Genomic DNA, 24,790 nt, shown 5'->3' with positions numbered 1-24,790 from the left:
TGGAAGCCCACAGAAGGTGTTCAGTGGGCTTTCCGATGCTTAAAACTTGTAGTTAACACCTATGGAGAATATTAACTGTTGTTCTTGGTAAAAGTTGATGTTTGAGTCTTTTTGCCCATAACCCGCAAACGAGATCAGAGACCAATCACGCAAGCCCATTAATTGTTGGTACTCATAGGCCGCAAACAGGCTAAATTCATCATCAGCACGCGTTGTATTGTAAACCGGATGAGAGGCGTCGTAACTGAAGTGCGTGTAGCCAGCTGTGAGAGCAAACTGGTGACGCTCCATTACTTTAAATAGGGATAGTTCGCCTCTCCATGAAGTAAAGGAATAGGCATCCCCTTCAGCATCCGATTTTACGAACGTAATGGAGGGGGCTAAAAATGTACCGGGTTGGATGCGCATCCGATAGTCACCTTTTAGGTAGAGTTTGTCTGCATCTCTTTTTAAAAGGTGAGCGGATGATACGTAGCCAGAATATAGACCTGAACGTTCGTTCTCTACTTCCTGACTGGCATAAGCGGTGTCCAAGCTAAAGCCAGAATTATTAATATTGCTGAATTTTAGACGGAAGGCATTGCCTTTCTCATCGGTTACGCTTCTTGCTGAACCTGTTTTAAAAGGATCTGACCATGTTTCACCAGACATGATTGTCGGTAGGAAAGAGGCATCAATCACTGTTCCATTTGCCAGCAGTTGCTTATAGCCCAACTCTAACGCTAAGGTACCTACTGCGATATCTTCTCTAGATGTACCCACATATAGCTGTCTATCTAGCTGGCTTCCAAACGTATAGGCGATGCTACCGAGAGGTACAGGGATAAAGCTGCTGTCACTTTCATCTTTTTGGGTGTTGTCATTAATGGTTGCGTTGGCATCGGTATTGAAATTGGATGTTGAAGAAAGGTAACCGGCGCTCAACGAAATTTCACCACTGATACCAGCGGTGTCTGACAACTGGGCCATCGCTGGAGCAGCGCAGAAGCAGAAAATGGCAGTTGAGAGCATGATAGGTTTGGTGCTCATTGTGAGTTCTCCAAAAGTGTAATGCTAAATAAGGTGACATCACCGGAAATAGTGTTGATTAACTACTCTGACCATAGCCAGATTAGTTTCAAACTTTCCAATGGCTTGTATAATTACACGCTGTTTTATTATCCATTAGTAAAACTATATTAAATTTTCTTCAAATCTCATTATTAAGCGTTATGTTGGCACATTTACTTCTTATTCTGAATGTTTCCTTAGTTATCTTAAACTCAGCTTTGTGTTCGGTAGCTATCTGTATTATCGCTGTATTCAAGCTTCTTCTTCCAACTGCGGCGCTGAAAGCGAAAGGCACCCAATTAGCCAATAAAGTGATGTGGCTATGGGCGACGATTAACTCGGCCATTCTGAATGTTTCGAACCAAGTTGAATGGGATGTTCAGGGGGGAGATGAGCTGAAGAAAGACGGTTGGTATTTAATGATCAGTAACCACCTGAGTTGGACTGATATTGTCGTGTTGTGCTGTGTGTTTAAAGATCGCATTCCAATGCCCAAGTTTTTCCTTAAACAACAATTACTCTATGTTCCTTTCATTGGAATGGCTTGCTGGGCGTTGGATATGCCATTTATGCGCCGTTATTCGCGGGAGTATCTGATTCGTCATCCAGAAAAGCGTGGTCAGGATCTCGCAACCACTCGTCGTTCATGTGCCAAATTTAAACACACGCCGACAACAGTGGTGAATTACGTAGAGGGGACTCGTTTTACACCGCAAAAGCAGCGTAAGAGTACAGCTGGCTATGACTATCTGCTCCAACCTAAAACAGGTGGCATTGCCTACACGTTAGCGGCGATGGGCGACCAGTTTGATAATATTATCGATGTCACACTGGCTTACCCTGACAATACAGAAAAGCCATTTAAAGATGCTTTGATGGGAAGAATGCAAAGAATAGTGGTTCGTACTCAGGTTCTGCCTGTTGATGAAAAAGTGCGAGGTGATTACTTTAACGACAAACCGTATAAACGTCAGTTTCAGCAATGGTTGGGAGATGTTTGGAAGGAAAAAGATGCTGTGCTCAAGGAGCTGCATCAGGAAAAGTAATTGCATCATTGGGATCAAAAAGGGAGCCGTATGCTCCCTTTTTTGATCTGTAGCGATTACTTCAGTGTCAGTAGATAGTTGACCAATGCAAAGTATTCATCAAGCGTTTTAATCGATTGAGCCTGTACTAAGTATTTGTTGTTGACCACAACGGCTGGCACACCGGAAAGACCGCTATCTTTGAACTGCTTGTCGAAACGACGAACCATAGAATCCACAGCAAAACCATTGAACGCAGCATCGAACTTGTCTGCATCGACACCTTCATCAAGGAAGATTTGGCGTAATTCCTCATCATTCTTTGGTGCTTTGCGCATGTTATGAATTCGGTCAAACAGCACAGGGGTCATCTTGTCTTCGATCTTTAGCACAATCATGGTGGCGTATGCCTTGCTCATTGACTCTCCCATGTTGCCGCCCATAAAAGAGACGTGGTTCTTCTGGAACTTAGCATCTTTAGGTAGCTGCGCTTTTAGCTGCTGAATGATAGGCTCAAAGGTATTACAGTGAGGGCAGTAGAACGAGAAAAACTCAGTCACTGTCGGTTTCTTTGAAGCTTCAAGTTCAAGGACTTTATAGTGTTCACCTTGACTAAATTGTGCAGCATGAGCCGATAAGCTCAGCATCATTGTTGCGACGAGTGCAAACAGCTTTTTCATTCTTAACTCCATGTGTAATTATTGTTGTTACCACTGTGGCATGAGTGAAAGTGGTGGTTCATTGAGGGCAGATATCTGCTCTTTGAACCCGAGAACCTGACTTTCCCAATATTTTGGATCATTAAACCATGGAAAGGCGAGAGGAAATGCCGGGTCCTGCCATCTTTTTGCTAGCCATGCCATATAGTGCACCATACGTAGACCACGCAAAGGTTCGATTAGTTTCAATTCATTGAGATTAAAGTCATTAAATTCTTGATACGCTTCTAAGATGATGTCGAGTTGCATTATTTTGTCAGCCCGATCCCCACTCAGTAGCATCCATAGATCCTGAATGGCAGGGCCATTGCGAGCGTCGTCTAGGTCGACGAACATAGGACCATCTCTCCACAGAATGTTGCCTGGGTGGCAATCGCCATGCAGACGTATCATGCTGGTGGAGTCCGTCCAGTGCGTCTCGAGATTGCTGATCAGCAGGTCAAGATCATTGAAAAAGGCGTTTTCCAAATGCATGGGAATAAACGTTGAGTTTTGCAGTAATTTGCGCGGCTGATAAACATACTCTTCGAGACCAATAGTGGGTCTGTGTTTGAATACCTGCTTTGAGCCGACTTTGTGGATACGACCTAAGAAACGGCCAACCCCTTCCAATTGTTCTAGGTTATCCACTTCAAATTGACGACCACCAACACTGGCAAACAGGGCAAATAGATACCCCTGATAGTGATGCAGAGTTTGACCATTAATGACGACGGGTGGCGCGACGGGAATTTCTGATTCGATCAGCTCAAGCGTAAAATGATGCTCTTCCTGAATCTGTTCCTGACTCCAACGCTCTGGGCGGTAGAACTTCACCACATAGCGCTGACGTTCTTCATCAGTGAACTGATAGACGCGGTTTTCATAACTGTTAAGTGCTAAAAATCCCGACTCGGCGCGGATCCCGATACTCTCTAGCGCATACCACATAAAGTCTGGGGTGAGCGCATCAAAGTTAAAGGCTTGCTGTATCATAAAATAAAAGAGGCTCATTGCTGAGCGTTTCCTAGGTTGTTTAGTATGGGTGGTTGTAGTTAATTGTTATAAAATACAACCACTTAGTGTTTTGTTTTGTATGGCTATGGGGCGCTCTGGGTCATAAGTGTGGTCATTTTGTGGATCTCTTAACTTGTTTAGTGGGTTGGGTTTAACCGCATCAATCAAGTGGTCAGGAACCAAATGTGCGTAAGTCATCGTTTGATTAATACTAGCATGCCCGAGTATCTCCTTAAGCGTTAAAATATCCCCGCCATCACTCTCAAGCAAGATGACTTTGTGATTATCTCTATCTGGGCGGTGGTGTGGTCGTGCTTTATCCCTGCTTTGCAGCCTTATGCCGTTGCAGGGGTGAAGAGCTTAGCGAGTATGCCCGTCTGGTTTCAGTATGTGGTGGCGGCGTCCATCATCTACACACTCGGCTTTAAATCTTTGGTTTATCGCCTATTAGTTAAGCGAGGGTTTTGATGGAAGTAATACAAGCACTGGGCTTAGACGGCAACACAATTTTAATTTTGGTGGGGCTATTTAAGCTTCACACTCGAGTCACGATTTTAGAAACGAAAGGATCAGCGTAATGGCAGCACGTAAAAAGGCTTAAAGGCTAGTTTTCCTACCAAAAGTTATCCGGATTTAGAAGATAGTGAAATTAAACGTCACGCAGCATTCTAAGATCACAATATGGCCATTAACCTATTGATTAAAAATTGAATGAATACATGAAAGACGACATCATGTGAACATGAAAGGCAAACGTTAGTCGCCTAAGTAGTGTTGGGCTTACCATAGGAATTTTGAAATGCTGAATACAATCAAGTTTGTTGTCCTATCCTCGATATTTATTCAATTTTCTGCAATAGCAGGGGAGCAGCAAAATGAAATTGTTGCATTGTCTCGATTGGCAGGGATGGCTGAATATTGTCAGCACTATTACGAAGATTCGAGTAACAATACGAAAGCTAAAGTTATGCATCAGTTTAATCGTCAACTATCAGAGAAAGCAGTATCGTTGTTTAGTTCAATGGAAGATTCAAAATTGGCTAGCGATAATCGAATTAGCGCATATAAAAAGTACAAACAAAAATTCAGCTCAACGTCAGATACAGTTTGTTCCAATTTAGAGCACACCATTGGAACACTAGAGCTGTAGGCTTAATAAGGCTAAGTGTTCAGAGGATGGAATGTATACCGAACTAATTAAATATGTAGTACTAATCGTCACTAGCTTTCTTGGTGCAGCATTCGGCGCTCACTTCACGTTGTCTCGGTCTAAGAAAGAAAAAATTTGGGATGAGAAAAGGGAACTCTACAGTAGAGTAATTATAGCTCTGGAAGATATTTCGTATTGGGCTGAGCAAGTTCGCTCTGAACATTGTTGTGAGTATACTAGTCGCCCAGACTCTAATTTCGATGAGTCCATGAGAGATATCCAAAAATTAACAGTCTCAGGCAGGTTGGTAATGAACGATGAATTTTATAAACTTCTAGAGTCTGTAAATAGCTCCTTACGAACAGAAAATTTTAATGCACATGAAGCCGCTCAACAATCCTTTGATAATCCCCACTCAGATCACTTGTTTAGACATGCAGTAAGAATTCGCGACATTGCTGAAGAGCACTTGCCTAAGTTAATCGAGGCAGCAAGACAAGATCTGCCAAAACGAACATAACACCGTTCAAAGTATCAACATACTTTTTCTAATCCGACTACATAACTATAAAGCATCAGGTATGAAAAGCTTTTGTCCAAGTAGCTACGAGTTAGAGTACATTATAAAAAGCCCGCCACAGCGGGCTTTTTAAAAGGGGATAGTTTACCTTGGGATGAGTGGTTGATTGCAGTTGAGGAGGTTGTTTTCTGAACAGCAACCGCATGGCTAGCAAATAAGCAGCCGTACTTGATAGTGAGGTTATTGTATAGATGTGGTCACTATGTGGTCGGTGTTCTTTATTTTTTCTTTATTGTCAGTAATTTAGGGTGAAAACAGAGGCTCATTGCTGAGCCTCTTTCCATTGGGTGAGTAGACAGTCTAGAGCTTCTTAATGAAGCGACTTTCTACGGCAATAGTGAAGTCTTCGCTGTCCGACAGTATAAACTGAATTGTTGAAACAGGAGAGCTGAGTTTGTCAGGGTTAACACCTAGGCTCATCGGAAGGTTAAGTACCTCACCAGGAGCTACCTGTACTGTCTGTTTTCCATACCAAGAGACATCACTCAGTCCTTCAACATTGAGCTGATACTCTTGCTGTTGCTGAGTTTTATTGATGATCTTTAGAGTGTATGTGTTTTCTACTTCACCTAGCCCATTCACTCTGAATAACTGGTTACGATCGCGAAGTACGCTTAGACCCGCAGGATCGACGCTAGCGACTTGAACAAAAAATAGACCAATCATAACGAGTAGAACGGCTCCATAACCGATCAGTTTAGGGCGAGCGACCTTGGTGTGCTTGCCTGATAAACGATGTTCGGTCGTGTAGCTGATCAATCCTTTGTCATAGCCCATTCGTTCCATCGTGTTGTCACACGCATCAATACAGGCACCACAGTTGATACATTCGTACTGTAGACCATCACGAATATCGATACCTGTAGGGCAGACCTGCACACACAGGTCACAATCAATACAATCACCCAAGCCTAGTGCTTTTGGATCGGCTTTGCGCGAACGAGGACCACGTGTTTCTCCACGTTTAGTGTCATAACCGACGATAAAGGTATCTTTGTCGAACATAGCTGACTGGAAACGAGCGTATGGGCACATGTGAATACACATAATTGAACGCATCCAACCTGCGTTGGCATAGGTACAAATTGCAAAGAATAACACCCAGAATACTGGCCAGAACTCAGCGTTAAAGGTGAAAAAGCCGACGACGAGTTCTTTGATTGGCACAAAGTAACCGGTAAAAGTAAAGCCTGTGGCCAGCGCAATCGCCCACCAAGCGAGATGTTTTGCTGTTTTGCGCATTGCAAGATTGGCTGTGAGCTTGCCAGAGTCTTGTTTGCGACGTTTATTAGCACTGCCTTCGAGCTTTTCTTCAAACCATATGTACATAAAGGTCCAGACGGTTTGTGGGCAGAGGTAGCCACACCATACACGGCCTAAGAAGGTCGTGAGGAAAAATAGGCCAAATGCGGCGATCATAAACAGCAGTGCAAGTAGTGTGAGGTCTTGGGGGTAAAGGGTTGTACCGAAAAAGTTAAACTGCTGATGGCCAATGTCTAACAAGATGGCTTGTCGGTCTCCGTAAGAGAGCCAAGGAATGAGTGCGAAAAATAGCAGTAGGAACCAACCACCATAGCGGCGTAATTTTTGAAAGGTACCTTTACTTTCGCGAACATAGATTCGGTTGCTTGGGTTAAACCTGTCCCCCTTAGTTTTATGAGTCTTAGGGTTAAAGGCCTTGGGAGTCACATCTTTGATATCGATTTTATCCTGACTCATTACGCTTCCTTCTTTAGGCTAATTGGCGAGATTTCTTATGTTCTCGCTCAGTAGACATTGCTGACTATTATTTTAGTAATCTCTTATGTTCGGCGATTATATACGCTATAACATTATTATTTCTTTAACACTATCAACCTTTAACAACAAAAATCATTACAGTTTTATAAATAAATCGCCTAACAGTTTGGGTTTTAAGGGCAGTATGCGTATAAAAAAAGCGACCACTGGTCGCCTTTGGGAGAGATCTTTTTTAGTCGATGATTCCACGAGCGCGTAAAATCGCCGTTTTAAAATCATCTTCTTGGTCTTTTTTCAGACCAGGGATCATTTCATCTTTGCTGCTGTTGCGCATTTTTAGGTGGTAGATCAGTACGTCATCGGTCAACTCTTCAAGTTTCCCGTGGTAACCCGCTTCTTGCGCTAGTTGGACGATAAACTGCAGCAAGTTCATTTCCTGATCTTTTTGCCACTCAGGTTCGAGCAGTTCGAGCAGCTCTTCAATTCGATGGCATTTCATTGGCTTTCTCCACACAACTTATAATGATTTGTCGCTAAAGGTAACAAATAGGTGCGGAGAAGGTAAGAAAAAAGCGCAGCCTAGACTGCGCTTTTTAATTAAGCTGCTTTAACCACTTTAGGAGAAGCGGCAGCCATCAAGGCTGTTTTTTCAACTAAAGTCATGGTAGTAGCGACTTGTTTTGCCATTGGAGCGGTCGCAAAACCGCTACGACGGCGCATCGCACTTGTGTTTGTGTGCGAGAACCTGACTGTTGTTGGGCGCATTAATTTACCTAACTGTCAGGCATATCCATTGCCAATGTAATGGCCTGATTAACTATGAGTTGAGCTCCATTGCTGAAGTTTGGCTCTTCTGGCTTACGCCAATCCAAATAATCAATCAGGAATATTGATATGCACGCATATCAATAAATAGATTAGCATTATCAGTCAGATTGGTCGATATCTAATCGATGTGTGGTTGCTACAATTATGTGAACAAGTCACTAGCAGTGAGACAGCAAAGCAGATTAGTATGAAAACAATTTAATGGTCTCGTGTGTGCCAAGGAGGTGTGTATGTCGTTGTTTAAGAAAACGCTGGCGACGTTTGGTATTGGCTCTGCAAAAGTCGACTCTGTTCTTCAGCAAGAAGTGTTGTATCCGGGACAAAAGCTCAACATTACCATTCATGTTTATGGTGGCTCGACTGCTCAAGAGATAGATAACATCGATCTCAAGCTTTATTGCCGCTACATCAAAGAAGTGCCAGCTAATCACGATAAAGATAAAGCCAATGCTGGCCGCATGCGCCGTGTTCCGGCAAGTTATGCATTAGCTGAGTGGTCACTGCCTTACGCTTTCACCATTGAGCCTGGCGAAACGCGCGATTTCGCAGTAGAGCTGGATGTACCTTGGAATACTCCAGTCACGATTGGTGATTCCAAAGTCTGGCTTGAAACTGGTCTAGACATCGCAATGGCTAAAGATCCAACCGATAAAGATATCCTGACGGTACGACCTGATCCTCTTCTCGATAGTATTTTTACAGCACTGGAAGAACAAGGCTTACGTATTCGTCAGGTGGAGTGTGAAGCTGTAGACGGTTTTGCCATGCCATTTGTACAGGAATTTGAGTTTGTTCCTACCACTGGGCCTTTTCATGGTCGTTGGCGAGAGTTAGAAGTGGTCGCCTATCGCAGCGATGACGAGTTACAAATGTGGTTTGAAATTGACCGTCATCGTGAAGGTGCCAAAGGTATGCTCGCAAGCTTACTGGGTATCGGTGATCTCAAGCGTCAGATGTCGATTCCGCTGCATACATCAGCTCAAGAAGCGGGGCAGAAAGTTATCGAGTATTTGGATAACCACTCTTAACCAAAAAGCAACCATTTTCAGCTTACAAGCGTAAGCTTAATATGCCATACTCTTGAGTAATTATTCCAATCGTTACTCAAGAGTAGGGCCGAATGTCTGCGAATCCAGCCGCTACATACAGCGTTAAAGAAGAGTTTGCCAATACGCTAACCCATGCTCTGGGTATGGTGCTGAGCATTGTTGGCTTGGTACTGCTGCTGATCAAATCGACAGAACACAACGCCGATACACTGACGATCACTAGTATGAGTGTTTATGGTGCGAGTATGATTGTGCTGTTTTTAGCCTCCACCCTTTATCATGCTGTGCCGTACCAAAAAGCCAAACGTGCACTGAAAACCTTCGACCATTGTGCTATCTACTTACTTATAGCGGGTAGCTATACACCGTTTCTTCTGGTGAGTTTGCGTACACCTTTAGCAATCAGTTTGATGGTGGTGATTTGGAGTATTGCTCTGTTTGGTATCATTATGAAGATGGCGTTTGTTTATCGCTTTAAACGGCTTTCTCTTGCCACGTATCTGATCATGGGTTGGTTATCATTGATAGTGATTTATCAATTAGCGATGCATTTAGCGCTTGGAGGGCTAACTTTGCTTGCTGCTGGTGGAGTGATCTATTCGTTGGGTGTGATCTTCTATGTTGCTAAACGCATCCCCTACAATCATGCAATCTGGCATGGCTTTGTTTTAGCAGGATGCGCTTGCCATTTTTTCGCGATTTATCTTTATGTCGACCCTGTTTAACGGGTTTCGACTTTGATGATTTTTGCGTGGATTTGGTACTGCTCAGCGCGTTCAACAGGGATCTTGATTGTTTTACCTGCGATGGCCTGTTGAGGTCTTAGGTAGGTATCAGCAAGGCGCTTGATGGAAGTCCAAACCGCAAATGTTTGTTCATAGATAACCTCTCCAGACATGTTTAATAACTCTACCTCTACTTCAACCAGTACGACAGACTGAGTGCTTTGGTTCGTCAAAGAGGTCTCAATAACCAACTGATCAGATTGATACTGTGCAGCTCCAAGCAGTACATCAACGCCAGAGTCAGATAGCTGCATTACTGGTTTTTGGCTACCAAGTTGAATTACGCTGCCCACTTGTCGGTTAATCACAGGAATAGCCGCGACGGTTTTTACTGGGATAGACGGGTATCAGTTGACGCTTCAACTATGTATTGCCAAGTAAAATCATCATTCAGCTGTACTTGGCGCCCATCGGCAAGAGTGACTGTCTGCGCCGCGTAAATCATAGTGCTCGCAAGCAAGCATGAAAGTCCAATCGTCGTTTTCATATTTATTCCTTAACGTCGCCAGAAGGCAGGGAAGAAAAGCACCAGTAGAGTCAGTATCTCTAAGCGTCCCATTAACATTCCTAGGCTGAGGAGCCATTTAGCAGCGTCAGGTAGGGGAGCAAAGTTGCCAGTTGGTCCGATAATAGAACCCATCCCAGGCCCAACGTTTGCAACCGCAGTAATAGAGCCCGAAATACTGGTAATTGGGTCAAGGCCCATGGCACTCAGTCCCCCAGCAATCGCGATAATAGTGATAAAAAAAGTTAAGCCGAAAGCCACTACTGAACGCACGATATCATCATTGACCGGACGGTTATTGTAGCGTTGAACAAATACACCAGAAGGGTGAATTAGTTTCATCATCTGCTTGTTGAGTAGGGTTACAGCAATCTGAAAGCGGAACACTTTGATGCCGCCAGAGGTAGAACCGGAACAGGCGCCTGCCATCATTAAGAACGCAAATAGAGTGGTTGGCAGAGCTCCCCAAGCGGTGAAATCTTCAAGACCAAATCCGGTGGTAGTGACAACGGAGACGATGTTAAACATGGATACTCGCAGGGCATCGAGCACCGCGTAGCCATCTCGAATCACCAACCAGGCAGATATAATTAGACTGCTTATAAGAAATAAATAAGTGAATCCACGCACCTGAGCATCATTGAGCAGCTCATTCAAGCGACGTTTTCTGATGACGGCAACGAACAGTAAGAAGGGCAGTCCACCTAAAAACATAAACAAGGTCGCGACCCAATGAGCGCCATTTGAGAAGTGGTTCATTGAACCATCAGAAGTGGAGTAGCCACCCGTCGATAACGTGGTAAAGGCGTGGTTTATCGCTTCAAACAGATTCATGCCAGTCAGCAGGTAACCGACAATACACAGCCCGGTTAATGCTAAATAAACCGCGACGATATTCTTCGCTACCGTTTTGGCTCTTGGACTACTTTTATCTGACCAGTCTGACGATTCAGTATGGAACAGCTTCATACCACCGACGTTTAACATCGGCAGTACAGCTACGGCCATAACGATAAAGCCAATGCCTCCCAGCCACTGCAATATTGAACGCCACAGCAGGATACTTGGCGCCATATTGTCTAGCCCACTTAGCACCGTAGACCCAGTAGTAGTGATGCCTGACATGGTTTCAAAGTAAGCGTCTGTGAAACTGATGTGGTTGATAAATACGAACGGCAGAGCTGCAAACGCGCTGGCTATGGTCCACACCAGACTGGTGATAAGGAACATATCGCGCACACTGAGTTTAAAATCTTTGGTTCGGCCAATACTGAGACAGATAAAAGCGGCCAGATGAGTGATTAGAACCGCTTGACCAAATTCGAGAAAACCCGAAGTACCAGTGATGAAGGCGACTAAGGTGGGGACGTACATAAATAGGGCTAGTTTAGAAAGTACTAACCCTATTACAAAAAGTACGGGACGAAAGTTAACCATAACCCGAGCCTATAGGAAGAATGGACTTGGCTGGAATAGTGCTTCTACGTCTGGTACGTACTTCTTATCAACGAGGAACATCACTACGTGATCATCCTGTTCGATAACCGTACGGTCATGGGCAATGAGTACCTCTTCACCACGGACGATTGCGCCGATAGTGGTACCCGGTGGTAGTTTGATGTCGCCAATCGCTCGGCCAACCACCTTGGACGTGGTTTCATCGCCGTGGGCGATTGCTTCGATTGCTTCAGCGGCTCCACGACGTAGTGAAGATACGTTGACAATATCTGCTCGACGCACGTGGGTTAGCAGTGCTGATATTGTGGCCTGCTGTGGCGAGATCGCAACGTCGATAACACCGCCTTGTACAAGGTCAACATAGGCACCGCGTTGGATCAACACCATTACCTTCTTTGCTCCCATACGTTTGGCGAGCATGGCTGACATAATGTTGGTTTCATCTTCGTTGGTTAGAGCAATAAATACATCAACCTGATCGATGTTCTCTTCAGCTAGCAACTCTTGGTCGGCAGCATCGCCACAGAAAACAATGGTGTTCTCTAGTTCTTCAGACAGCGTTTCAGCTCGCTGATAGCTTCGTTCAATAAGTTTGACGCTGTAGGACTGCTCAAGACGACGCGCTAGGCTGGCACCGATGTTACCCCCACCGACGATCATGATGCGACGATAAGGTTTTTCAAGACGTTGCAGTTCACTCATGACTGAGCGGATATGATTGCTGGCGGCGACAAAGAACACTTCATCATCAGCCTCGATAATGGTTGTACCCTGAGGTCTGATAGGTCGACCTTGACGGAAAATCGCCGCTACACGAGTATCGATATGCGGCATGTGTTCACGCAATGCCGACAGCGCGTTACCCACTAATGGGCCTCCGTAATAGGCTTTCACCGCAACCAGGCTGACTTTCTGTTCTGTGAAGCTCACAACCTGTAAAGCTCCTGGATACTGGATCAAGCGTTCAATGTAACTGGTGACGAGTTCTTCAGGTGCAATTAAATGATCGACGGGTACGGCGCCAGATTGGAATAGTGCTTCTTTTTCAGCGAGGTATTCTGGTGAACGAATACGAGCGATACGGTTTGGTGTATTAAACAGAGAAAAAGCCACCTGACAAGCGGCCATGTTAGTTTCATCCATGTTGGTTACTGCAACCAACATATCAGCATCTTGTGCACCGGCTTCGCGCAGTACGTCTGGGTGACTTGCGTGACCATTAACCACACGGAGATCGTATTTGTCTTGAAGCTCACGCAGACGATCTGAGTCTCTATCGACGATGGTTATGTCGTTGTTCTCACCGACAAGGTTTTCTGCCAACGTGCCGCCAACTTGACCCGCACCAAGAATGATGATTTTCATACCGTTTTCTCGTTTAACTACTTAAAAAGGCGACAGGGTTGCTGCCGTCCTATCACTTACGCGTTCTTAGTTAGGATGGCGTAATAGAAGCCATCCATAGACTCTTCACCTGGTAAAATCTGACGTCCAGGGTTACTCACATCTGAACCTTGCAACTGAGCGTCTGAAGTGCGAGCTAGGAAAGCTTTCACCTGCTCCTTGTTCTCTTGAGGTGTGATTGAACAGGTTGCATACACTAGAGTGCCGCCCGGCTTCAGTTGTTGCCACATTGCATCAAGGATTTCGCTTTGTAGCTCGGCCAAGGCGGCAATGTCGTCAGCTCGGCGTAACCACTTGATATCAGGGTGACGACGAATAACGCCAGTCGCAGAACAAGGTGCATCGAGTAGAATGCGATCAAATTGCTCACCTTGCCACCAATCTTGCGGATTTCGTGCGTCACCGCAAATCACTTTGGCTTTGAGGTTCAAACGCTGCAAGTTATCGTGAACGCGCTTCAAACGTGTATCGTCGCAATCAATGGCAACCACTTCACAACCCTGAGTGCGTTCCAGAATGTGTGCTGTTTTACCGCCAGGGGCCGCACAACAGTCTAAGATCAATTCGCCATCTTGCGGTGTTAGGTAGTTAATCGATAACTGCGCGGCCGCATCCTGAACGGACACCCAACCTTTTTCAAAGCCAGGCAGTTTTGTCACGTCACATGGCGCGGCCAATTTTACGGCGTCTTTGGCTTCACTATGAATCGTGTTATCAATGTTTTCATTTTTAAGTAATTCAAGGTATTCATCACGCGAGTGGTGCTGGTGGTTAACACGTAGCCACATTGGTGCTTTGTTGTTGTTCGCTTCAACAATCTCTTGCCACTGCTCTGGATAGCTCTCTTGAAGTAACTTCAGTAGCCAACTTGGATGACCATATTTGCCAGCATTGTGACTCACCGCTATTGCGTCTAACTCTTGCTGATGACGCTGATAATTACGTAAAACTGCGTTGATCAAGCCGCGTAGACGTGGGCCTTTAAGAGTGTTTGTTCCCTCTACCGTTTCACCTACCGCCGCATGCGCGGGAATACGCATAAAGCTAAGTTGGTAGATACCGACCAGAATCAGGTGGTGAAAGACACGTTGTTTACCTTTGAGTGGCTTATCCATCAACTCGTTGGCAATGGATTCCAAGCGTGGGAGGTAACGTAGTGCACCATAACAAATCTCTTGTAATAGTGCGTGGTCACGAGGCTTGATAGTTTGTTGAGCCGCAGGGAGTGCGCTCGAAAGAGAGTGACCTTTGTCGACCACTTGGAATAGGACGTTGGCTGCAGCAGCGCGAACATTCATGTTGAGTACCTTAATGGTGCGAGAGCATCTCTGCTCTCGAAAAGTTCGTAATAGTGAGCCCAATGATAATGACTGGGCTCGAATGGGGACTAGCTAAGTACGCTACCCACTTCAAACCAGTTTGCACGAGAGTTAAGAATATCTTGTACTGGCATGGCTTTTTTACCCGGTATCTGTAGCTGTTCTAGGACAAGTACACCTTTGCCAGTCGCGACATAGATACCAGACTTGTCTGCTTGCAAAATTGTGCCCGCAGGTTTCGCTGAAGTTTGCTCTTCAACACGGCTTTGCCAAACTTTGATGCTATTTTCAGCGGCATCAAAGTGGCTCATTGGCCAAGGATTGAACGCACGGACGCAACGCTCGATGTGTTGAGCCTCATCATTCCAGTTGATACGAGCTTCTTCTTTGCTGAGTTTTTTCGCGTAGTTTGCCAGTTCATCGTCTTGCTTTTCTGCCACAGCCGTACCATTCGCGATATCTGTTAGGCATTCCACCAAAGCTTGAGGACCAAGTTCTGCCAACTTCTCGTACATTGATGCGCTGGTATCGTTAGCCTCAATAGGTAGAGTGGCAATTTTTAGCATATCGCCAGTATCAAGGCCGATATCCATTTGCATGATGGTCACGCCAGTCTCTTTGTCACCCGCCCAAATAGAACGTTGAATCGGAGCCGCACCACGCCAGCGTGGAAGAATTGAACCGTGAACGTTAATACAACCGAGTTTTGGTGTATCGAGTACCGCTTGAGGCAGAAGTAGACCGTAAGCAACCACAACCATGAGATCGGCATTCAGTTCTGCCAATTCTTGTTTCGCCTCATCTGATTTGAAGTTTTCTGGCTGATATACCGGAATGTTATGCTCAAGAGCGATATTTTTAACTGGGCTTGCTGTCAGCTTCTTACCTCGACCCGCTGGGCGATCTGGTTGAGTGTAAACAGCAATGATCTCGTGCTCCGAAGACAACAACGCCGCCAAGTGACGGGCGGCGAAATCCGGAGTACCAGCAAAAACAATTTTTAAAGGTTTGCTCAAGGTACCTTCCTTCTATTAGTTAGCGATTAAGCGTTCGTATTTTTCTCGTTGAAGCGTTTAATTTTCGCAAGCTTGTCTTGGATGCGTTTACGCTTTAGAGGCGAAAGATAATCAACAAAAAGTTTGCCTTCTAAGTGGTCCAACTCATGCTGAACACAAATAGCTAATAGATCGTCAGCTTCAAAAGTGAATTCTTCGCCATCACGATTAAGTGCTTTTACCGTTACTTCAGCTGCTCGTGGCACAAGTGCACGTGCGCCAGGAACCGATAGACAGCCTTCTTCAATGCCATCTTCACCGCGTTTTTCGATGATTTCTGGGTTGATCAGAACCATAGGTTCGTCACGGGTATCGGAAACATCGATAACAACGATACGTTGGTGGAAATCTACTTGGGTTGCAGCCAAGCCGATACCTTCTTCGTCGTACATGGTTTCAATCATGTCATCAACGAACTTTTGAATCTCAGGTGTCACTGCTTCTACGGGCTTTGCCACTGTGCGCAGGCGATCATCTGGGAATGTTAATACTTGTAATACAGACATATACACTCGAATGTTGAACTGTGCCAAATCAGGATAAACCTTGTTGGCTCAATTCTAGACATTTTACATCTCAAATGACAGCATCAATGCGGCTTTTTGAGTCGCTTCTTGTTCATGAAGCTAGAGATGTCGATGACACAACCACGCAACTAGAGCTGCTAATTGTGGTGGATTTGTTAAGTGATTGAGTGCTTGATGCATATTTACGGGGTAGGAAATCTTTAAACTTCAAGCTGCCTACGTACCCCTAAGGCAAGCTTGTAAAACATCAAGGAATAACAGTGGTATCTGATGAAGAACTCAGTGCTTGGTTGTCACTGTATTTTACTCCCGGAATTGGCTCTAAGAGCTTTACTCGCTTATTGGAATACGATTCTCCCATCAATATCGTTACCTCTAAAGCGACCGCATTGTTAACTCTAGGAATGAACGACAGGCAGGTTGACTATCTTCACCATCGCGCACGGAAAGACGTAGAGCAGTGTTTGGGTTGGAAGGCACAGATGGGCAATAACCACATCGTCACATTACTTGATCAAGGTTATCCCGAACTTTTAAAACAGGCTTCAGGTTCACCCGCAATTTTATTTGTTAAAGGGAGTGTTGAGAGCTTGTCGCAACCTCAAATAGCGATAGTGGGCAGTCGATCCGCCAGTCATGAAGGGCTTAATACGGCTCGTCAATTTGCCAAGCATTTGGTGAAGCAGGGTTTAGCTGTGACCAGTGGGCTAGCGCTTGGGGTAGATGGATACGCACATGATGGTGCACTACAGGGGGGCGGACAAACTCTTGCCGTTCTAGGGTGTGGTTTACAGACCGTTTATCCTACACGCCACCGTGATTTGGCGGGTCGAATTCTTGATGCTGGAGGCGCGCTTGTTTCTGAATTGCATCCTCATGCCAAACCAAAGTCGGCACACTTTCCGCGTCGTAACAGAATAATTAGTGGTCTTTCTGTTGGTGTTTTGGTTGTCGAGGCGGCGGAAAAGAGTGGTTCCCTTATTACTGCTCGTTACGCTCTTGAACAAGGGCGAGAAGTGTTTGCCTTGCCAGGTTCAATTCACAATGTGAACGCGAGGGGATGTAACCTTCTGATTAAACAGGGGGCTTGCTTGGTATTAACGGTGGATGACATTGTGAGTGAAGTAGAAACGCTTTTGCAGTGGTCTAACAAAAGTGAGCCTCCGATTCAAAATGAGCTATTCAATGAAATTGGTGGTAAAGAACAATTGCCATTTTCTCAGCTGTTAGCTAACGTAGGAAGTAAGGCTACACCAGTTGATATTCTTGCAAACAGGACCAATATACCTGTGCAGGAAGTCATGATGCAGCTCTTGGAGCTTGAGCTCTCAGGGCATGTTGTTGCAGTTAGTGGTGGCTATATTCTTAAGGGGAGGGGCTAGCTATGATGATGGATATCCTAATGTATCTATTCGAGACCTACATCCATAGCGATGCAGATTTACAGGTTAATCAAGATGAGCTAGAAGAAGAGCTTCTTCGCGCTGGTTTTCATCAAAAAGACATATACAAAGCTCTCGTCTGGCTAGAAGAGTTAGCAGCACTGCAGCAAAGTGAAACTCACTCGGCGATTTCAGTGTGTAGCACTTCAAACTCAACTCGTATTTATACGGCTAAAGAGTGTGAACGTCTTAGCCTTGAATGTCGTGGTTTTTTAACCTTTTTAGAGCAGGTTAATGTGTTGACGACAGAAACTCGTGAAATGGTTGTCGACCGTATTATGGGTTTAGAAACCGATGAGTTTGAGTTAGACGATCTGAAATGGATTGTGTTGATGGTGCTATTTAATGTGCCAGGTAATGAAAACGCTTATACGCTTATGGAAGAGCTGTTGTATACCAAAGAGCAAGGTATTCTGCATTAATCTTCAAGAGTAGATATGAGTAACAAAATAGATCATCAGCTGTTCTCTGCCCATGAACATGCGTTAGAGCATCAAGCATGTCCTAAGTGTCAGGAACAGCACCGTGAGGGTGAACTTCAGCTTCGTCATGGTAGGCATGGTCCTTTTCTCGGTTGCAACCAGTATCCGGCCTGCGACTACATTAAGCCATTGCATCAAAATGATGGCCATATCGTTAAAGAGTTAGGTGTAGCGTGCCCAGAGTGCGGTAATGAACTGGTTTTGCGTCAGGGTCGCTATGGCATGTTCATTGGATGCAGTCACTATCCCCAGTGCCAACATATTGAGTCGCTCGAAAAGCCAAAACAAGAGCAAACGCCACAAACGTACACTTGTCCTGAATGCCATAAAGGACAGCTTGTCGAACGTAAAACGCGCTTTGGCAAACTCTTTTATGCTTGTGACAACTATCCAAAATGCAAGTTTGCCGTGAATCAACCCCCAGTTGCAGGCAGTTGCGAGCAATGTGGTTATCCACTATTAGTCGAGAAGAAACTCGCCAGTGGCAATAAGCGCCAGTGCGCAAATCGGAAATGTCATCACACCCAATCAGAGCAATAAAAAACGGCGCATAAAGCGCCGTTTTTGCTTCTTATTCTCTATTCCGTGAAGTGCTCGGCAAATTCATGCACCGCAGGAAAAGCTTGCTTATCAAGCAGGTTGGCCAGTGCACATAATTTGCGCTGAAGCTCACCGTTGTAGTCTCCACAGACATTGATATGTCCCATCTTGCGTCCTGCACGTTTCTCTTTGCCGTACCAGTGGATATGACACCCATCCATCGCAAGCACTTCTGTTGGTAATGTATCTTCACCTAAGATGTTGATCATTGAGGTCGAACGGATCAGTTTTGTACTGCCAAGTGGTAAGCCACACACTGCACGTAGATGGTTTTCAAACTGACAGGTTTCTGCACCTTGCTGAGTCCAGTGACCTGAGTTGTGTACTCGTGGGGCGATTTCATTGACCAGCAGGGTGCCGTCGACATCAAAAAACTCCAGCGCTAATACACCCACATACTCGAGTCGCTCTGCGATCGCAGTAAACATCGCCTTTGCTTGTTCTTGCAGTTCAGTATCTGCAATCGCGGTTGAGAGAGTCAGCACGCCGTCTGTGTGGATGTTCTCTGCGAGTGGGTAGACGGCGATTGAACCATCTTTACCACGAGCACCAACCAAAGAGACTTCTCGGTTGAAAGGAACAAACTGTTCTGCAACGATCGCTTGTGTAGGCGTTGCCGCAATGCAATCAGCCATCTCAGTCCAGATTTGCTCTACTTGAGCCATCTCTTTCAAACGCCATTGACCTTTGCCATCATAGCCACCTAGCGCACTCTTGAGCACCATTGGAATACCGACATGGTCGATAGCCTGATCGAAATCTTCGCGCGTCTCGATCACATAATACTTAGCATTGCGAACATCCGCTTGATCGAGAAGCGACTTTTCAAGTCGACGATCGCCGCCAGCTTTAATCGCTTGTGTTGATGGGAGAAACTTTCCGCTTTGCTCGCAGATCTCAAGAATAGGATGTGGAATATGTTCAAACTCTGCGGTGATGACATCCGCTTTTTCGATCGCATTTTCCAACCCGTGGCCAATAACAGCTTGTGTTAGTGGGTGAACAATATTTTCACTACCGACATCGTAGGCAGAGATCTCAATGTTAAGAGGTGCACCAGCAAGTGACATCATTCGCGCCAGTTGGCCTGCGCCTAACACTAAAACATGCATCGACTTAATCCTCTGCTGGATTTGGGTTTGCTAGAACGGTTTCAGTTTGCTCACGACGGAAAGCTTCCACTTTCGCCATGATTTCTTCATCGTGAGTACCTAGGATTTGAGCAGCGAGAATGCCTGCGTTTGCTGCGCCAGCCTCACCAATAGCAAGAGTACCAACGGCAATCCCTTTCGGCATCTGAACGATGGAGTACAGTGAATCCAATCCACTCAGTGCACGAGACTGAACGGGTACACCCAGTACAGGTAGAGATGTAAAGGCTGCCGCCATACCTGGTAGATGTGCTGCGCCACCTGCGCCAGCAATAATCACTTTTAGCCCACGTTGCTTTGCGGTGGTTGCGTAATCTGCAAGAAGCTGAGGGGTACGGTGCGCTGACACAACTTTGGTTTCGTACTCAACGCCAAACTTGTCTAGCATTTCTGCGGCTAGCTTCATTGTTGGCCAATCTGATTTTGAACCCATGATGATACCGACTTTCATCTCAAACTCCTTCAAAGCACATAGAATAGTGAGCAAATAATTTGAGCGCATTATACGGGGATTTTCGATCGAAGCAAACGTTTGCGTTGGGTTTGAAAGCGACGCCTATGAATTTGTCGACAAATAGCTTTAGTGTGTGGTTGCGAATATTTGTACACTTGTGCGGATTGATGATTAATAGGAAGTGATTTGGTGGATAACTTTGATAAGGCGCTCAGCGCTTTGCGTAATGGTGAAGTCATCGCTTACCCAACCGAAGGCGTGTTTGGGGTCGGATGCGATCCCGATAATCCTCAAGCCATTGATAAGCTACTAAAACTCAAACAGAGACCAAAGGACAAAGGGCTGATTCTCATCGCAGCAAGTTACCAGCAGTTGCTGCCTTATATTGATGAATCTCAGTTGACGCCAAAGCAGTTAGAGCAAGTAAAGCAAAGTTGGCCCGGACCGGTAACTTGGATCATGCCTTGTAGCGATAAAGTCTCTGTCTGGGTTTGCGGTCAATATAATTCGATTGCAGTTCGTGTGAGTGATCATCCTTTGGTACAAAAGATGTGTAATGCATTTGGAAAGCCGTTAACCTCTACCAGCGCGAACTTGACCGGTCAGCCACCTTGTATGACGACTGATGAAGTCTACCAGCAATTGGGTAGCCAATTGGTTGCTGTCTTGGAGGGGGAAACAGGGGGGCGTAATAAACCCAGTGAGATTCGCGATGCTAAAACCTCACAAGTATTAAGACAGGGATAACCCTGCAGTTAAGGAAGTCGTATGTCAGCCATAGATAAACTAGCGGTTAAGCAGTTTTTAATGAAACTTCAGGATTCAATTTGTCAGCAATTGGAAGAGGCTGATGGACAAGCGGTGTTTGTCGAAGATGAATGGCACCGTGAACCTGGAGAGAAATTGGGCGGGGGCGGCCGTACTCGTGTCATGAAAGATGGTGCGGTATTTGAGCAAGGTGGAGTTAACTTCTCCCATGTTGAAGGGAAAGAGATGCCGGCCTCAGCAACAGCGCATCGTCCTGAACTGGCTGGGCGTCGTTTTGAAGCGATGGGGGTCTCTTTGGTTATGCACCCGAATAACCCTTATGTACCAACCTCTCACGCTAATGTACGTTTTTTTATTGCCGAGAAAGAGGGTGAAGACCCTATCTGGTGGTTCGGTGGTGGTTTCGATTTAACGCCATTCTACCCATTCGAAGAAGATGCTCAGTACTGGCACAATACGGCTAAGGAAGTGTGTGCCCCATTCGGTAGCGAAGTTTATCCAGAACATAAAGCTTGGTGTGACCGATATTTCTATCTCCCTCATCGCGATGAAACTCGTGGTGTTGGCGGCTTGTTCTTTGATGATCTCAACCATTGGGAATTCGACAAGTGCTTTGATTACATCAAGGCGGTAGGTGAAGGTTATACTCAAGCTTATTTGCCTATTATCGAGCGTCGTAAAGAGACTGCATACGGCGAGCGTGAACGTCAGTTCCAGTTATATCGCCGAGGTCGCTATGTTGAGTTTAACCTAGTGTTTGACCGTGGCACTCTATTTGGCCTACAGAGTGGTGGCCGGACTGAGTCGATCCTAATGTCGATGCCTCCGCTTGCGCGTTGGGAGTATGCTTATCAAGTTGAACCTAACTCACCGGAAGCGGAGCTCTATGATCATTACCTTAAACCAAGAGAGTGGTAAGGCTTTCTTCCTTATATAGATAGTGATAGGGTCAACTTAACTTAGTTGACCCTTTTTATTTCTGCAGGTAAGGATATGACACAGCAAATAGATCGCTATGCCGTTTTTGGTAATCCCATTGGACACAGTAAATCACCATTTATTCACACTCTATTTGCCCGCCAGACTAACCAGTCTCTTACTTACACAGCAGAGCTTGCGCCTGTTGGTGAATTTAACAGTGCCGCAAAGATGTTTTTTTCTACTGGCGGCAAAGGGTGCAATGTGACAGTGCCGTTCAAAGAAGATGCTTACCAATTCGCGACACGACTGACTGAGCGAGCGAAACTCGCTGGTGCGGTCAATACCTTAAAGAAGCTGGATGATGGTGAAATCATTGGTGACAACACCGATGGGGAAGGGCTGGTACAAGATCTGTTGCAACACCAAGTGCCGCTGAAAGGTGCGCGAATACTTATCATTGGTGCTGGTGGCGCAGCGAGAGGGGTAATAAAGCCATTACTTGATCAACAACCAAGTGAAATCGTTATTACCAACCGAACATTCTCCAAGGCGTTGCAGCTTGAAGAGATGTTTTCTCCATATGGACGAGTCCATTCCGTAGCAATGTCAGAGATAAATGATGGCTTTGATGTGGTGATTAACTCTACGTCGGCGAGTCTAAGTGGTGAACTTCCTGAAATCTCTCCTGATATATTTACTAAGCACACGCATGTCTACGACATGATGTACAGTGCGGGCAACACAGCGTTTAATCAATGGGCTATAGATAATAAGGTAGCCGTTGCCTACGATGGCTTGGGTATGTTGGTTGGTCAGGCCGCAGAAAGCTTTATGTTGTGGCGTGGACTTCGACCAGGAACCAAACAAATTCTGCGCGAACTGCGTAAGAATCTAGAAGGAATGTAAAATTGAATCAGTCGATCCTATTTCCAGATCTACGGTCTTGGGATGAGCAACATAAAGAGATGACGTTCCCTGCTCAGCTGGCTGGGGCACTCATTGAATGTGTCATTACTCAGGCTGAATTGGAAAAATTATCCGGACAAACCATCAACAATGCTCAACAAGCCCTAGACCTCTTTACTCAATATCGTTTTGATCTAGAGGAACTTGCCGAGCAACTTATCGAAGATGAAGAGTTCAACGCTGATGGAAAAGTAGAGGTAACTAATTAAGGTCTTCTACCTGATGTAGGTAGTCCTCTTTGTTCTGTACATAGTTATCAGCAGACTTTTGCAAGAAAGCACGCTCGGCATCATTAAGAGGGCGTGCTTGTTTGATTGGGCTGCCTACATAAAGATAACCGCTTTGCAAAACCTTTCCGGGTGGAACCAGACTGCCTGCTCCTATCATTACCTCATCTTCTATTACAACACCATCCAGTACGATTGCGCCCATACCAACTAAAACACGGTCTTTGATGGTACAGCCATGAAGCATCACCTTGTGACCTATGGTTACGTCATTGCCAATAATAAGAGGGTAGCCTTCTGGGTTGGCTGCGTTCTTATGGGTAACATGAAGTACGCTTCCATCTTGGATATTAGTACGTTCGCCAATATGGATATGGTTAACGTCTCCGCGAGCGGCCACCAAAGGCCAAACGCTAGAGTCATCGCCAATTTGAATGTCGCCAACTAAAATAGAACTACTATCTATATAGACGCGTTGGCCGATTTGGGGCTTGATACCTTTATAACTGCGCAGAGAGCTCATTTTATCTCCTAGTAAGAAGGGGGAATTTGCCAATATTGGCGTAGAAAAGTGACAAAAACAGATGGTTTTGAATAGAAAATACCCAAACAGCAAAAAAATCAAAAAAAACTCAAAAAAGCACTTGCCAATGTGATGGCGATCTCTATAATGCCCCCTCGCTGACACGGGTACAGTTCGAAGCTAAGGTTTCGAAAGAATGAAAGCCCAGTTAGCAGGTCGCTTAGCCAAGTGGAAACACTTGAAAAAAGTTTGAAAAAAGTGGTTGACACTAAACTTTATCTCGCTAAAATGACCGCCTCTTCCGAAGTGATGTTGGTCACAAAGAAGGGAAGCTCTTTAACAATATAAACCTATCAATCTGTGTGGGCACTCGTTGATGATAATCCAATTAGAAATTTCTCTAAATAAAAGAGGGGTTTCAAATTAGGTTTCAATGAAACGAAGTGACCAAACGAGACTTCTTTTGGAAACATCAGAGGACTTGGCACAGTCAATTCATTATCGTTCTGTTGGAACGATAATAGCTTTAAAATTACATGTTTATGTTTTCATAAATATCAGTTTTGAAGTCAGTATTCATTGAGCCGAACAAAATCTTAAATTGAAGAGTTTGATCATGGCTCAGATTGAACGCTGGCGGCAGGCCTAACACATGCAAGTCGAGCGGAAACGAGTTAACTGAACCTTCGGGGAACGTTAACGGCGTCGAGCGGCGGACGGGTGAGTAATGCCTGGGAAATTGCCCTGATGTGGGGGATAACCATTGGAAACGATGGCTAATACCGCATAATAGCCCGGTTCTTCGGAATTGGTCTCAAAGAGGGGGACCTTTTAGGCCTCTCGCGTCAGGATATGCCCAGGTGGGATTAGCTAGTTGGTGAGGTAATGGCTCACCAAGGCGACGATCCCTAGCTGGTCTGAGAGGATGATCAGCCACACTGGAACTGAGACACGGTCCAGACTCCTACGGGAGGCAGCAGTGGGGAATATTGCACAATGGGCGCAAGCCTGATGCAGCCATGCCGCGTGTATGAAGAAGGCCTTCGGGTTGTAAAGTACTTTCAGC

The 24,790-nt window shown here is 45.3% G+C and carries 27 protein-coding genes, 1 rRNA gene and 2 pseudogenes; 14 read left to right on the top strand and 16 right to left on the bottom strand.

Annotated features, from left to right (window positions below):
- Window positions 1-39: 39 nt before the first annotated feature.
- Complete coding sequence (locus DA100_RS14825; RefSeq protein ID WP_138972839.1) at window positions 40-1,029, bottom strand: DUF2860 domain-containing protein; 990 nt, start codon at window positions 1,027-1,029, stop codon at window positions 40-42.
- A 182-nt stretch (window positions 1,030-1,211) separates the two neighbouring features.
- On the opposite strand from DA100_RS14825, the gene DA100_RS14820 reads away from it, so the two are divergent.
- Window positions 1,212-2,096: an acyltransferase gene (locus DA100_RS14820; RefSeq protein WP_138972838.1), complete on the top strand. Its 885-nt coding sequence runs from the start codon at window positions 1,212-1,214 to the stop codon at window positions 2,094-2,096.
- A 56-nt stretch (window positions 2,097-2,152) separates the two neighbouring features.
- Here the strand turns inward: DA100_RS14820 and DA100_RS14815 are convergent, their stop codons facing one another.
- The 3 genes and pseudogenes from DA100_RS14815 to DA100_RS21365 form a co-directional block, all read right to left on the bottom strand.
- The gene (locus DA100_RS14815) at window positions 2,153-2,755 is read right to left on the bottom strand and encodes a thiol:disulfide interchange protein DsbA/DsbL (protein WP_138972837.1); all 603 of its coding nucleotides are present in this window, start codon (window positions 2,753-2,755) and stop codon (window positions 2,153-2,155) included.
- A 27-nt stretch (window positions 2,756-2,782) separates the two neighbouring features.
- Window positions 2,783-3,769, bottom strand: coding sequence for a serine/threonine protein kinase (locus tag DA100_RS14810; RefSeq protein WP_138972890.1), 987 nt, complete (start codon window positions 3,767-3,769; stop codon window positions 2,783-2,785).
- 66 nt (window positions 3,770-3,835) lie between these two features.
- Window positions 3,836-4,048, bottom strand: a pseudogene (locus DA100_RS21365) (hypothetical protein); the annotation flags it as partial.
- A 21-nt stretch (window positions 4,049-4,069) separates the two neighbouring features.
- Between DA100_RS21365 and DA100_RS14800 the strand changes: the two are divergent.
- The 3 genes from DA100_RS14800 to DA100_RS14790 all read left to right on the top strand — a co-directional run bounded on the left by DA100_RS14800 (window position 4,070) and on the right by DA100_RS14790 (window position 5,460).
- A complete protein-coding gene (locus DA100_RS14800; protein ID WP_138972836.1) occupies window positions 4,070-4,258 on the top strand; it encodes a hypothetical protein in 189 nt (62 codons plus the stop codon).
- Window positions 4,259-4,589: 331 nt separating this feature from the next.
- Window positions 4,590-4,940: a hypothetical protein gene (locus tag DA100_RS14795; protein ID WP_006880077.1), complete on the top strand. Its 351-nt coding sequence runs from the start codon at window positions 4,590-4,592 to the stop codon at window positions 4,938-4,940.
- A gap of 31 nt (window positions 4,941-4,971) precedes the next feature.
- Window positions 4,972-5,460: a hypothetical protein gene (locus DA100_RS14790; RefSeq protein ID WP_006880078.1), complete on the top strand. Its 489-nt coding sequence runs from the start codon at window positions 4,972-4,974 to the stop codon at window positions 5,458-5,460.
- 360 nt (window positions 5,461-5,820) lie between these two features.
- Here DA100_RS14790 and ccoG read toward each other — a convergent pair whose 3' ends face one another.
- From ccoG to DA100_RS21020, 3 genes are all read right to left on the bottom strand, one after another.
- The gene (ccoG, locus tag DA100_RS14785; RefSeq protein ID WP_138972835.1) at window positions 5,821-7,239 is read right to left on the bottom strand and encodes a cytochrome c oxidase accessory protein CcoG; all 1,419 of its coding nucleotides are present in this window, start codon (window positions 7,237-7,239) and stop codon (window positions 5,821-5,823) included.
- A gap of 253 nt (window positions 7,240-7,492) precedes the next feature.
- Window positions 7,493-7,759, bottom strand: a complete 267-nt coding sequence (locus tag DA100_RS14775) for a YihD family protein (RefSeq protein ID WP_138972833.1) — start codon at window positions 7,757-7,759, stop codon at window positions 7,493-7,495.
- Between the two features lie 98 nt (window positions 7,760-7,857).
- Window positions 7,858-8,025, bottom strand: a complete 168-nt coding sequence (locus tag DA100_RS21020; RefSeq protein WP_171052228.1) for a hypothetical protein — start codon at window positions 8,023-8,025, stop codon at window positions 7,858-7,860.
- A 293-nt stretch (window positions 8,026-8,318) separates the two neighbouring features.
- Between DA100_RS21020 and DA100_RS14770 the strand changes: the two genes are divergently transcribed.
- Entirely contained in the window at window positions 8,319-9,116 is a 798-nt protein-coding gene (locus tag DA100_RS14770; protein WP_138972832.1) for a sporulation protein, read from the top strand.
- Between the two features lie 92 nt (window positions 9,117-9,208).
- Window positions 9,209-9,862: a hemolysin III family protein gene (locus DA100_RS14765; protein ID WP_138972831.1), complete on the top strand. Its 654-nt coding sequence runs from the start codon at window positions 9,209-9,211 to the stop codon at window positions 9,860-9,862.
- On the opposite strand, the pseudogene DA100_RS14760 reads toward DA100_RS14765, so the two are convergent.
- The 6 genes and pseudogenes from DA100_RS14760 to def form a co-directional block, all read right to left on the bottom strand.
- Window positions 9,859-10,409 (bottom strand): annotated as a pseudogene (locus DA100_RS14760) (DUF3157 family protein). The gene DA100_RS14765 and the pseudogene DA100_RS14760 overlap by 4 nt on opposite strands.
- A gap of 9 nt (window positions 10,410-10,418) precedes the next feature.
- Window positions 10,419-11,864, bottom strand: a complete 1,446-nt coding sequence (locus DA100_RS14755; protein WP_138972830.1) for a TrkH family potassium uptake protein — start codon at window positions 11,862-11,864, stop codon at window positions 10,419-10,421.
- Window positions 11,865-11,873: 9 nt separating this feature from the next.
- The gene (trkA, locus tag DA100_RS14750) at window positions 11,874-13,250 is read right to left on the bottom strand and encodes a Trk system potassium transporter TrkA (protein ID WP_138972829.1); all 1,377 of its coding nucleotides are present in this window, start codon (window positions 13,248-13,250) and stop codon (window positions 11,874-11,876) included.
- A gap of 56 nt (window positions 13,251-13,306) precedes the next feature.
- Complete coding sequence (rsmB, locus tag DA100_RS14745) at window positions 13,307-14,587, bottom strand: 16S rRNA (cytosine(967)-C(5))-methyltransferase RsmB (protein ID WP_138972828.1); 1,281 nt, start codon at window positions 14,585-14,587, stop codon at window positions 13,307-13,309.
- Window positions 14,588-14,676: 89 nt separating this feature from the next.
- Window positions 14,677-15,624 carry a methionyl-tRNA formyltransferase gene (fmt, locus tag DA100_RS14740; RefSeq protein ID WP_138972827.1) on the bottom strand — a complete coding sequence of 316 codons (948 nt, stop codon included), beginning with the start codon at window positions 15,622-15,624 and terminating at the stop codon, window positions 14,677-14,679.
- 26 nt (window positions 15,625-15,650) lie between these two features.
- The gene (def, locus tag DA100_RS14735) at window positions 15,651-16,169 is read right to left on the bottom strand and encodes a peptide deformylase (RefSeq protein ID WP_138972826.1); all 519 of its coding nucleotides are present in this window, start codon (window positions 16,167-16,169) and stop codon (window positions 15,651-15,653) included.
- A 275-nt stretch (window positions 16,170-16,444) separates the two neighbouring features.
- Here def and dprA point away from each other — a divergent pair, with 275 nt between their 5' ends.
- From dprA to DA100_RS14720, 3 genes are read left to right on the top strand one after another with little or no spacing between them, the layout of a single operon-like run.
- Window positions 16,445-17,572 (top strand): DNA-processing protein DprA, encoded by a 1,128-nt coding sequence (dprA, locus tag DA100_RS14730; RefSeq protein WP_138972825.1) that lies wholly within the window; start codon window positions 16,445-16,447, stop codon window positions 17,570-17,572.
- Window positions 17,573-17,574: 2 nt separating this feature from the next.
- Window positions 17,575-18,054, top strand: coding sequence for a DUF494 family protein (locus DA100_RS14725; protein ID WP_138972824.1), 480 nt, complete (start codon window positions 17,575-17,577; stop codon window positions 18,052-18,054).
- Window positions 18,055-18,069: 15 nt separating this feature from the next.
- Window positions 18,070-18,654, top strand: a complete 585-nt coding sequence (locus tag DA100_RS14720) for a topoisomerase DNA-binding C4 zinc finger domain-containing protein (RefSeq protein WP_138972823.1) — start codon at window positions 18,070-18,072, stop codon at window positions 18,652-18,654.
- A 38-nt stretch (window positions 18,655-18,692) separates the two neighbouring features.
- Here DA100_RS14720 and DA100_RS14715 read toward each other — a convergent pair whose 3' ends face one another.
- Window positions 18,693-19,826: a 5-(carboxyamino)imidazole ribonucleotide synthase gene (locus tag DA100_RS14715; protein WP_138972822.1), complete on the bottom strand. Its 1,134-nt coding sequence runs from the start codon at window positions 19,824-19,826 to the stop codon at window positions 18,693-18,695.
- Window positions 19,827-19,830: 4 nt separating this feature from the next.
- Window positions 19,831-20,316, bottom strand: coding sequence for a 5-(carboxyamino)imidazole ribonucleotide mutase (purE, locus tag DA100_RS14710; RefSeq protein WP_138972821.1), 486 nt, complete (start codon window positions 20,314-20,316; stop codon window positions 19,831-19,833).
- A gap of 192 nt (window positions 20,317-20,508) precedes the next feature.
- Here purE and DA100_RS14705 point away from each other — a divergent pair, with 192 nt between their 5' ends.
- From DA100_RS14705 to DA100_RS14690, 4 genes are all read left to right on the top strand, one after another.
- Entirely contained in the window at window positions 20,509-21,066 is a 558-nt protein-coding gene (locus DA100_RS14705) for an L-threonylcarbamoyladenylate synthase (RefSeq protein ID WP_138972820.1), read from the top strand.
- Window positions 21,067-21,087: 21 nt separating this feature from the next.
- Entirely contained in the window at window positions 21,088-22,005 is a 918-nt protein-coding gene (gene hemF / locus DA100_RS14700; protein ID WP_138972819.1) for an oxygen-dependent coproporphyrinogen oxidase, read from the top strand.
- A gap of 75 nt (window positions 22,006-22,080) precedes the next feature.
- A complete protein-coding gene (gene aroE, locus DA100_RS14695) occupies window positions 22,081-22,914 on the top strand; it encodes a shikimate dehydrogenase (protein ID WP_138972818.1) in 834 nt (277 codons plus the stop codon).
- A 2-nt stretch (window positions 22,915-22,916) separates the two neighbouring features.
- Complete coding sequence (locus DA100_RS14690; RefSeq protein WP_138972817.1) at window positions 22,917-23,183, top strand: DUF1488 domain-containing protein; 267 nt, start codon at window positions 22,917-22,919, stop codon at window positions 23,181-23,183.
- On the opposite strand, the gene DA100_RS14685 is transcribed toward DA100_RS14690, so the two are convergent.
- Entirely contained in the window at window positions 23,176-23,724 is a 549-nt protein-coding gene (locus tag DA100_RS14685) for a gamma carbonic anhydrase family protein (protein WP_138972816.1), read from the bottom strand. The genes DA100_RS14690 and DA100_RS14685 overlap by 8 nt on opposite strands.
- Window positions 23,725-24,322: 598 nt before the next feature.
- On the opposite strand from DA100_RS14685, the gene DA100_RS14680 reads away from it, so the two are divergent.
- Window positions 24,323-24,790 (top strand): 16S ribosomal RNA (locus DA100_RS14680); the annotation flags it as partial.

The organism is Vibrio sp. Hep-1b-8 (assembly GCF_006124995.1).
GTDB lineage: Bacteria > Pseudomonadota > Gammaproteobacteria > Enterobacterales > Vibrionaceae > Vibrio.
This window is presented reverse-complemented; position numbering and strand designations above follow the sequence as displayed.

Bases quoted from the DNA above. Each gene is read 5' to 3' on its own strand.
- DA100_RS14790 (WP_006880078.1), top strand. From the start codon at position 4,972: ATGTATACCGAACTAATTAAATATGTAGTACTAATCGTCACTAGCTTT.
- ccoG (WP_138972835.1), bottom strand. From the start codon at position 7,239: ATGAGTCAGGATAAAATCGATATCAAAGATGTGACTCCCAAGGCCTTT.
- DA100_RS14825 (WP_138972839.1), bottom strand. From the start codon at position 1,029: ATGAGCACCAAACCTATCATGCTCTCAACTGCCATTTTCTGCTTCTGC.
- rsmB (WP_138972828.1), bottom strand. From the start codon at position 14,587: ATGAATGTTCGCGCTGCTGCAGCCAACGTCCTATTCCAAGTGGTCGAC.
- DA100_RS14775 (WP_138972833.1), bottom strand. From the start codon at position 7,759: ATGAAATGCCATCGAATTGAAGAGCTGCTCGAACTGCTCGAACCTGAG.
- DA100_RS14795 (WP_006880077.1), top strand. From the start codon at position 4,590: ATGCTGAATACAATCAAGTTTGTTGTCCTATCCTCGATATTTATTCAA.
- purE (WP_138972821.1), bottom strand. From the start codon at position 20,316: ATGAAAGTCGGTATCATCATGGGTTCAAAATCAGATTGGCCAACAATG.
- DA100_RS14715 (WP_138972822.1), bottom strand. From the start codon at position 19,826: ATGCATGTTTTAGTGTTAGGCGCAGGCCAACTGGCGCGAATGATGTCA.
- aroE (WP_138972818.1), top strand. From the start codon at position 22,081: ATGACACAGCAAATAGATCGCTATGCCGTTTTTGGTAATCCCATTGGA.
- hemF (WP_138972819.1), top strand. From the start codon at position 21,088: ATGTCAGCCATAGATAAACTAGCGGTTAAGCAGTTTTTAATGAAACTT.
- DA100_RS14815 (WP_138972837.1), bottom strand. From the start codon at position 2,755: ATGAAAAAGCTGTTTGCACTCGTCGCAACAATGATGCTGAGCTTATCG.
- DA100_RS14685 (WP_138972816.1), bottom strand. From the start codon at position 23,724: ATGAGCTCTCTGCGCAGTTATAAAGGTATCAAGCCCCAAATCGGCCAA.
- DA100_RS14755 (WP_138972830.1), bottom strand. From the start codon at position 11,864: ATGGTTAACTTTCGTCCCGTACTTTTTGTAATAGGGTTAGTACTTTCT.
- trkA (WP_138972829.1), bottom strand. From the start codon at position 13,250: ATGAAAATCATCATTCTTGGTGCGGGTCAAGTTGGCGGCACGTTGGCA.
- DA100_RS14725 (WP_138972824.1), top strand. From the start codon at position 17,575: ATGATGATGGATATCCTAATGTATCTATTCGAGACCTACATCCATAGC.
- def (WP_138972826.1), bottom strand. From the start codon at position 16,169: ATGTCTGTATTACAAGTATTAACATTCCCAGATGATCGCCTGCGCACA.
- DA100_RS14810 (WP_138972890.1), bottom strand. From the start codon at position 3,769: ATGATACAGCAAGCCTTTAACTTTGATGCGCTCACCCCAGACTTTATG.
- DA100_RS14720 (WP_138972823.1), top strand. From the start codon at position 18,070: ATGAGTAACAAAATAGATCATCAGCTGTTCTCTGCCCATGAACATGCG.
- DA100_RS14765 (WP_138972831.1), top strand. From the start codon at position 9,209: ATGTCTGCGAATCCAGCCGCTACATACAGCGTTAAAGAAGAGTTTGCC.
- DA100_RS21020 (WP_171052228.1), bottom strand. From the start codon at position 8,025: ATGCGCCCAACAACAGTCAGGTTCTCGCACACAAACACAAGTGCGATG.
- DA100_RS14770 (WP_138972832.1), top strand. From the start codon at position 8,319: ATGTCGTTGTTTAAGAAAACGCTGGCGACGTTTGGTATTGGCTCTGCA.
- DA100_RS14820 (WP_138972838.1), top strand. From the start codon at position 1,212: ATGTTGGCACATTTACTTCTTATTCTGAATGTTTCCTTAGTTATCTTA.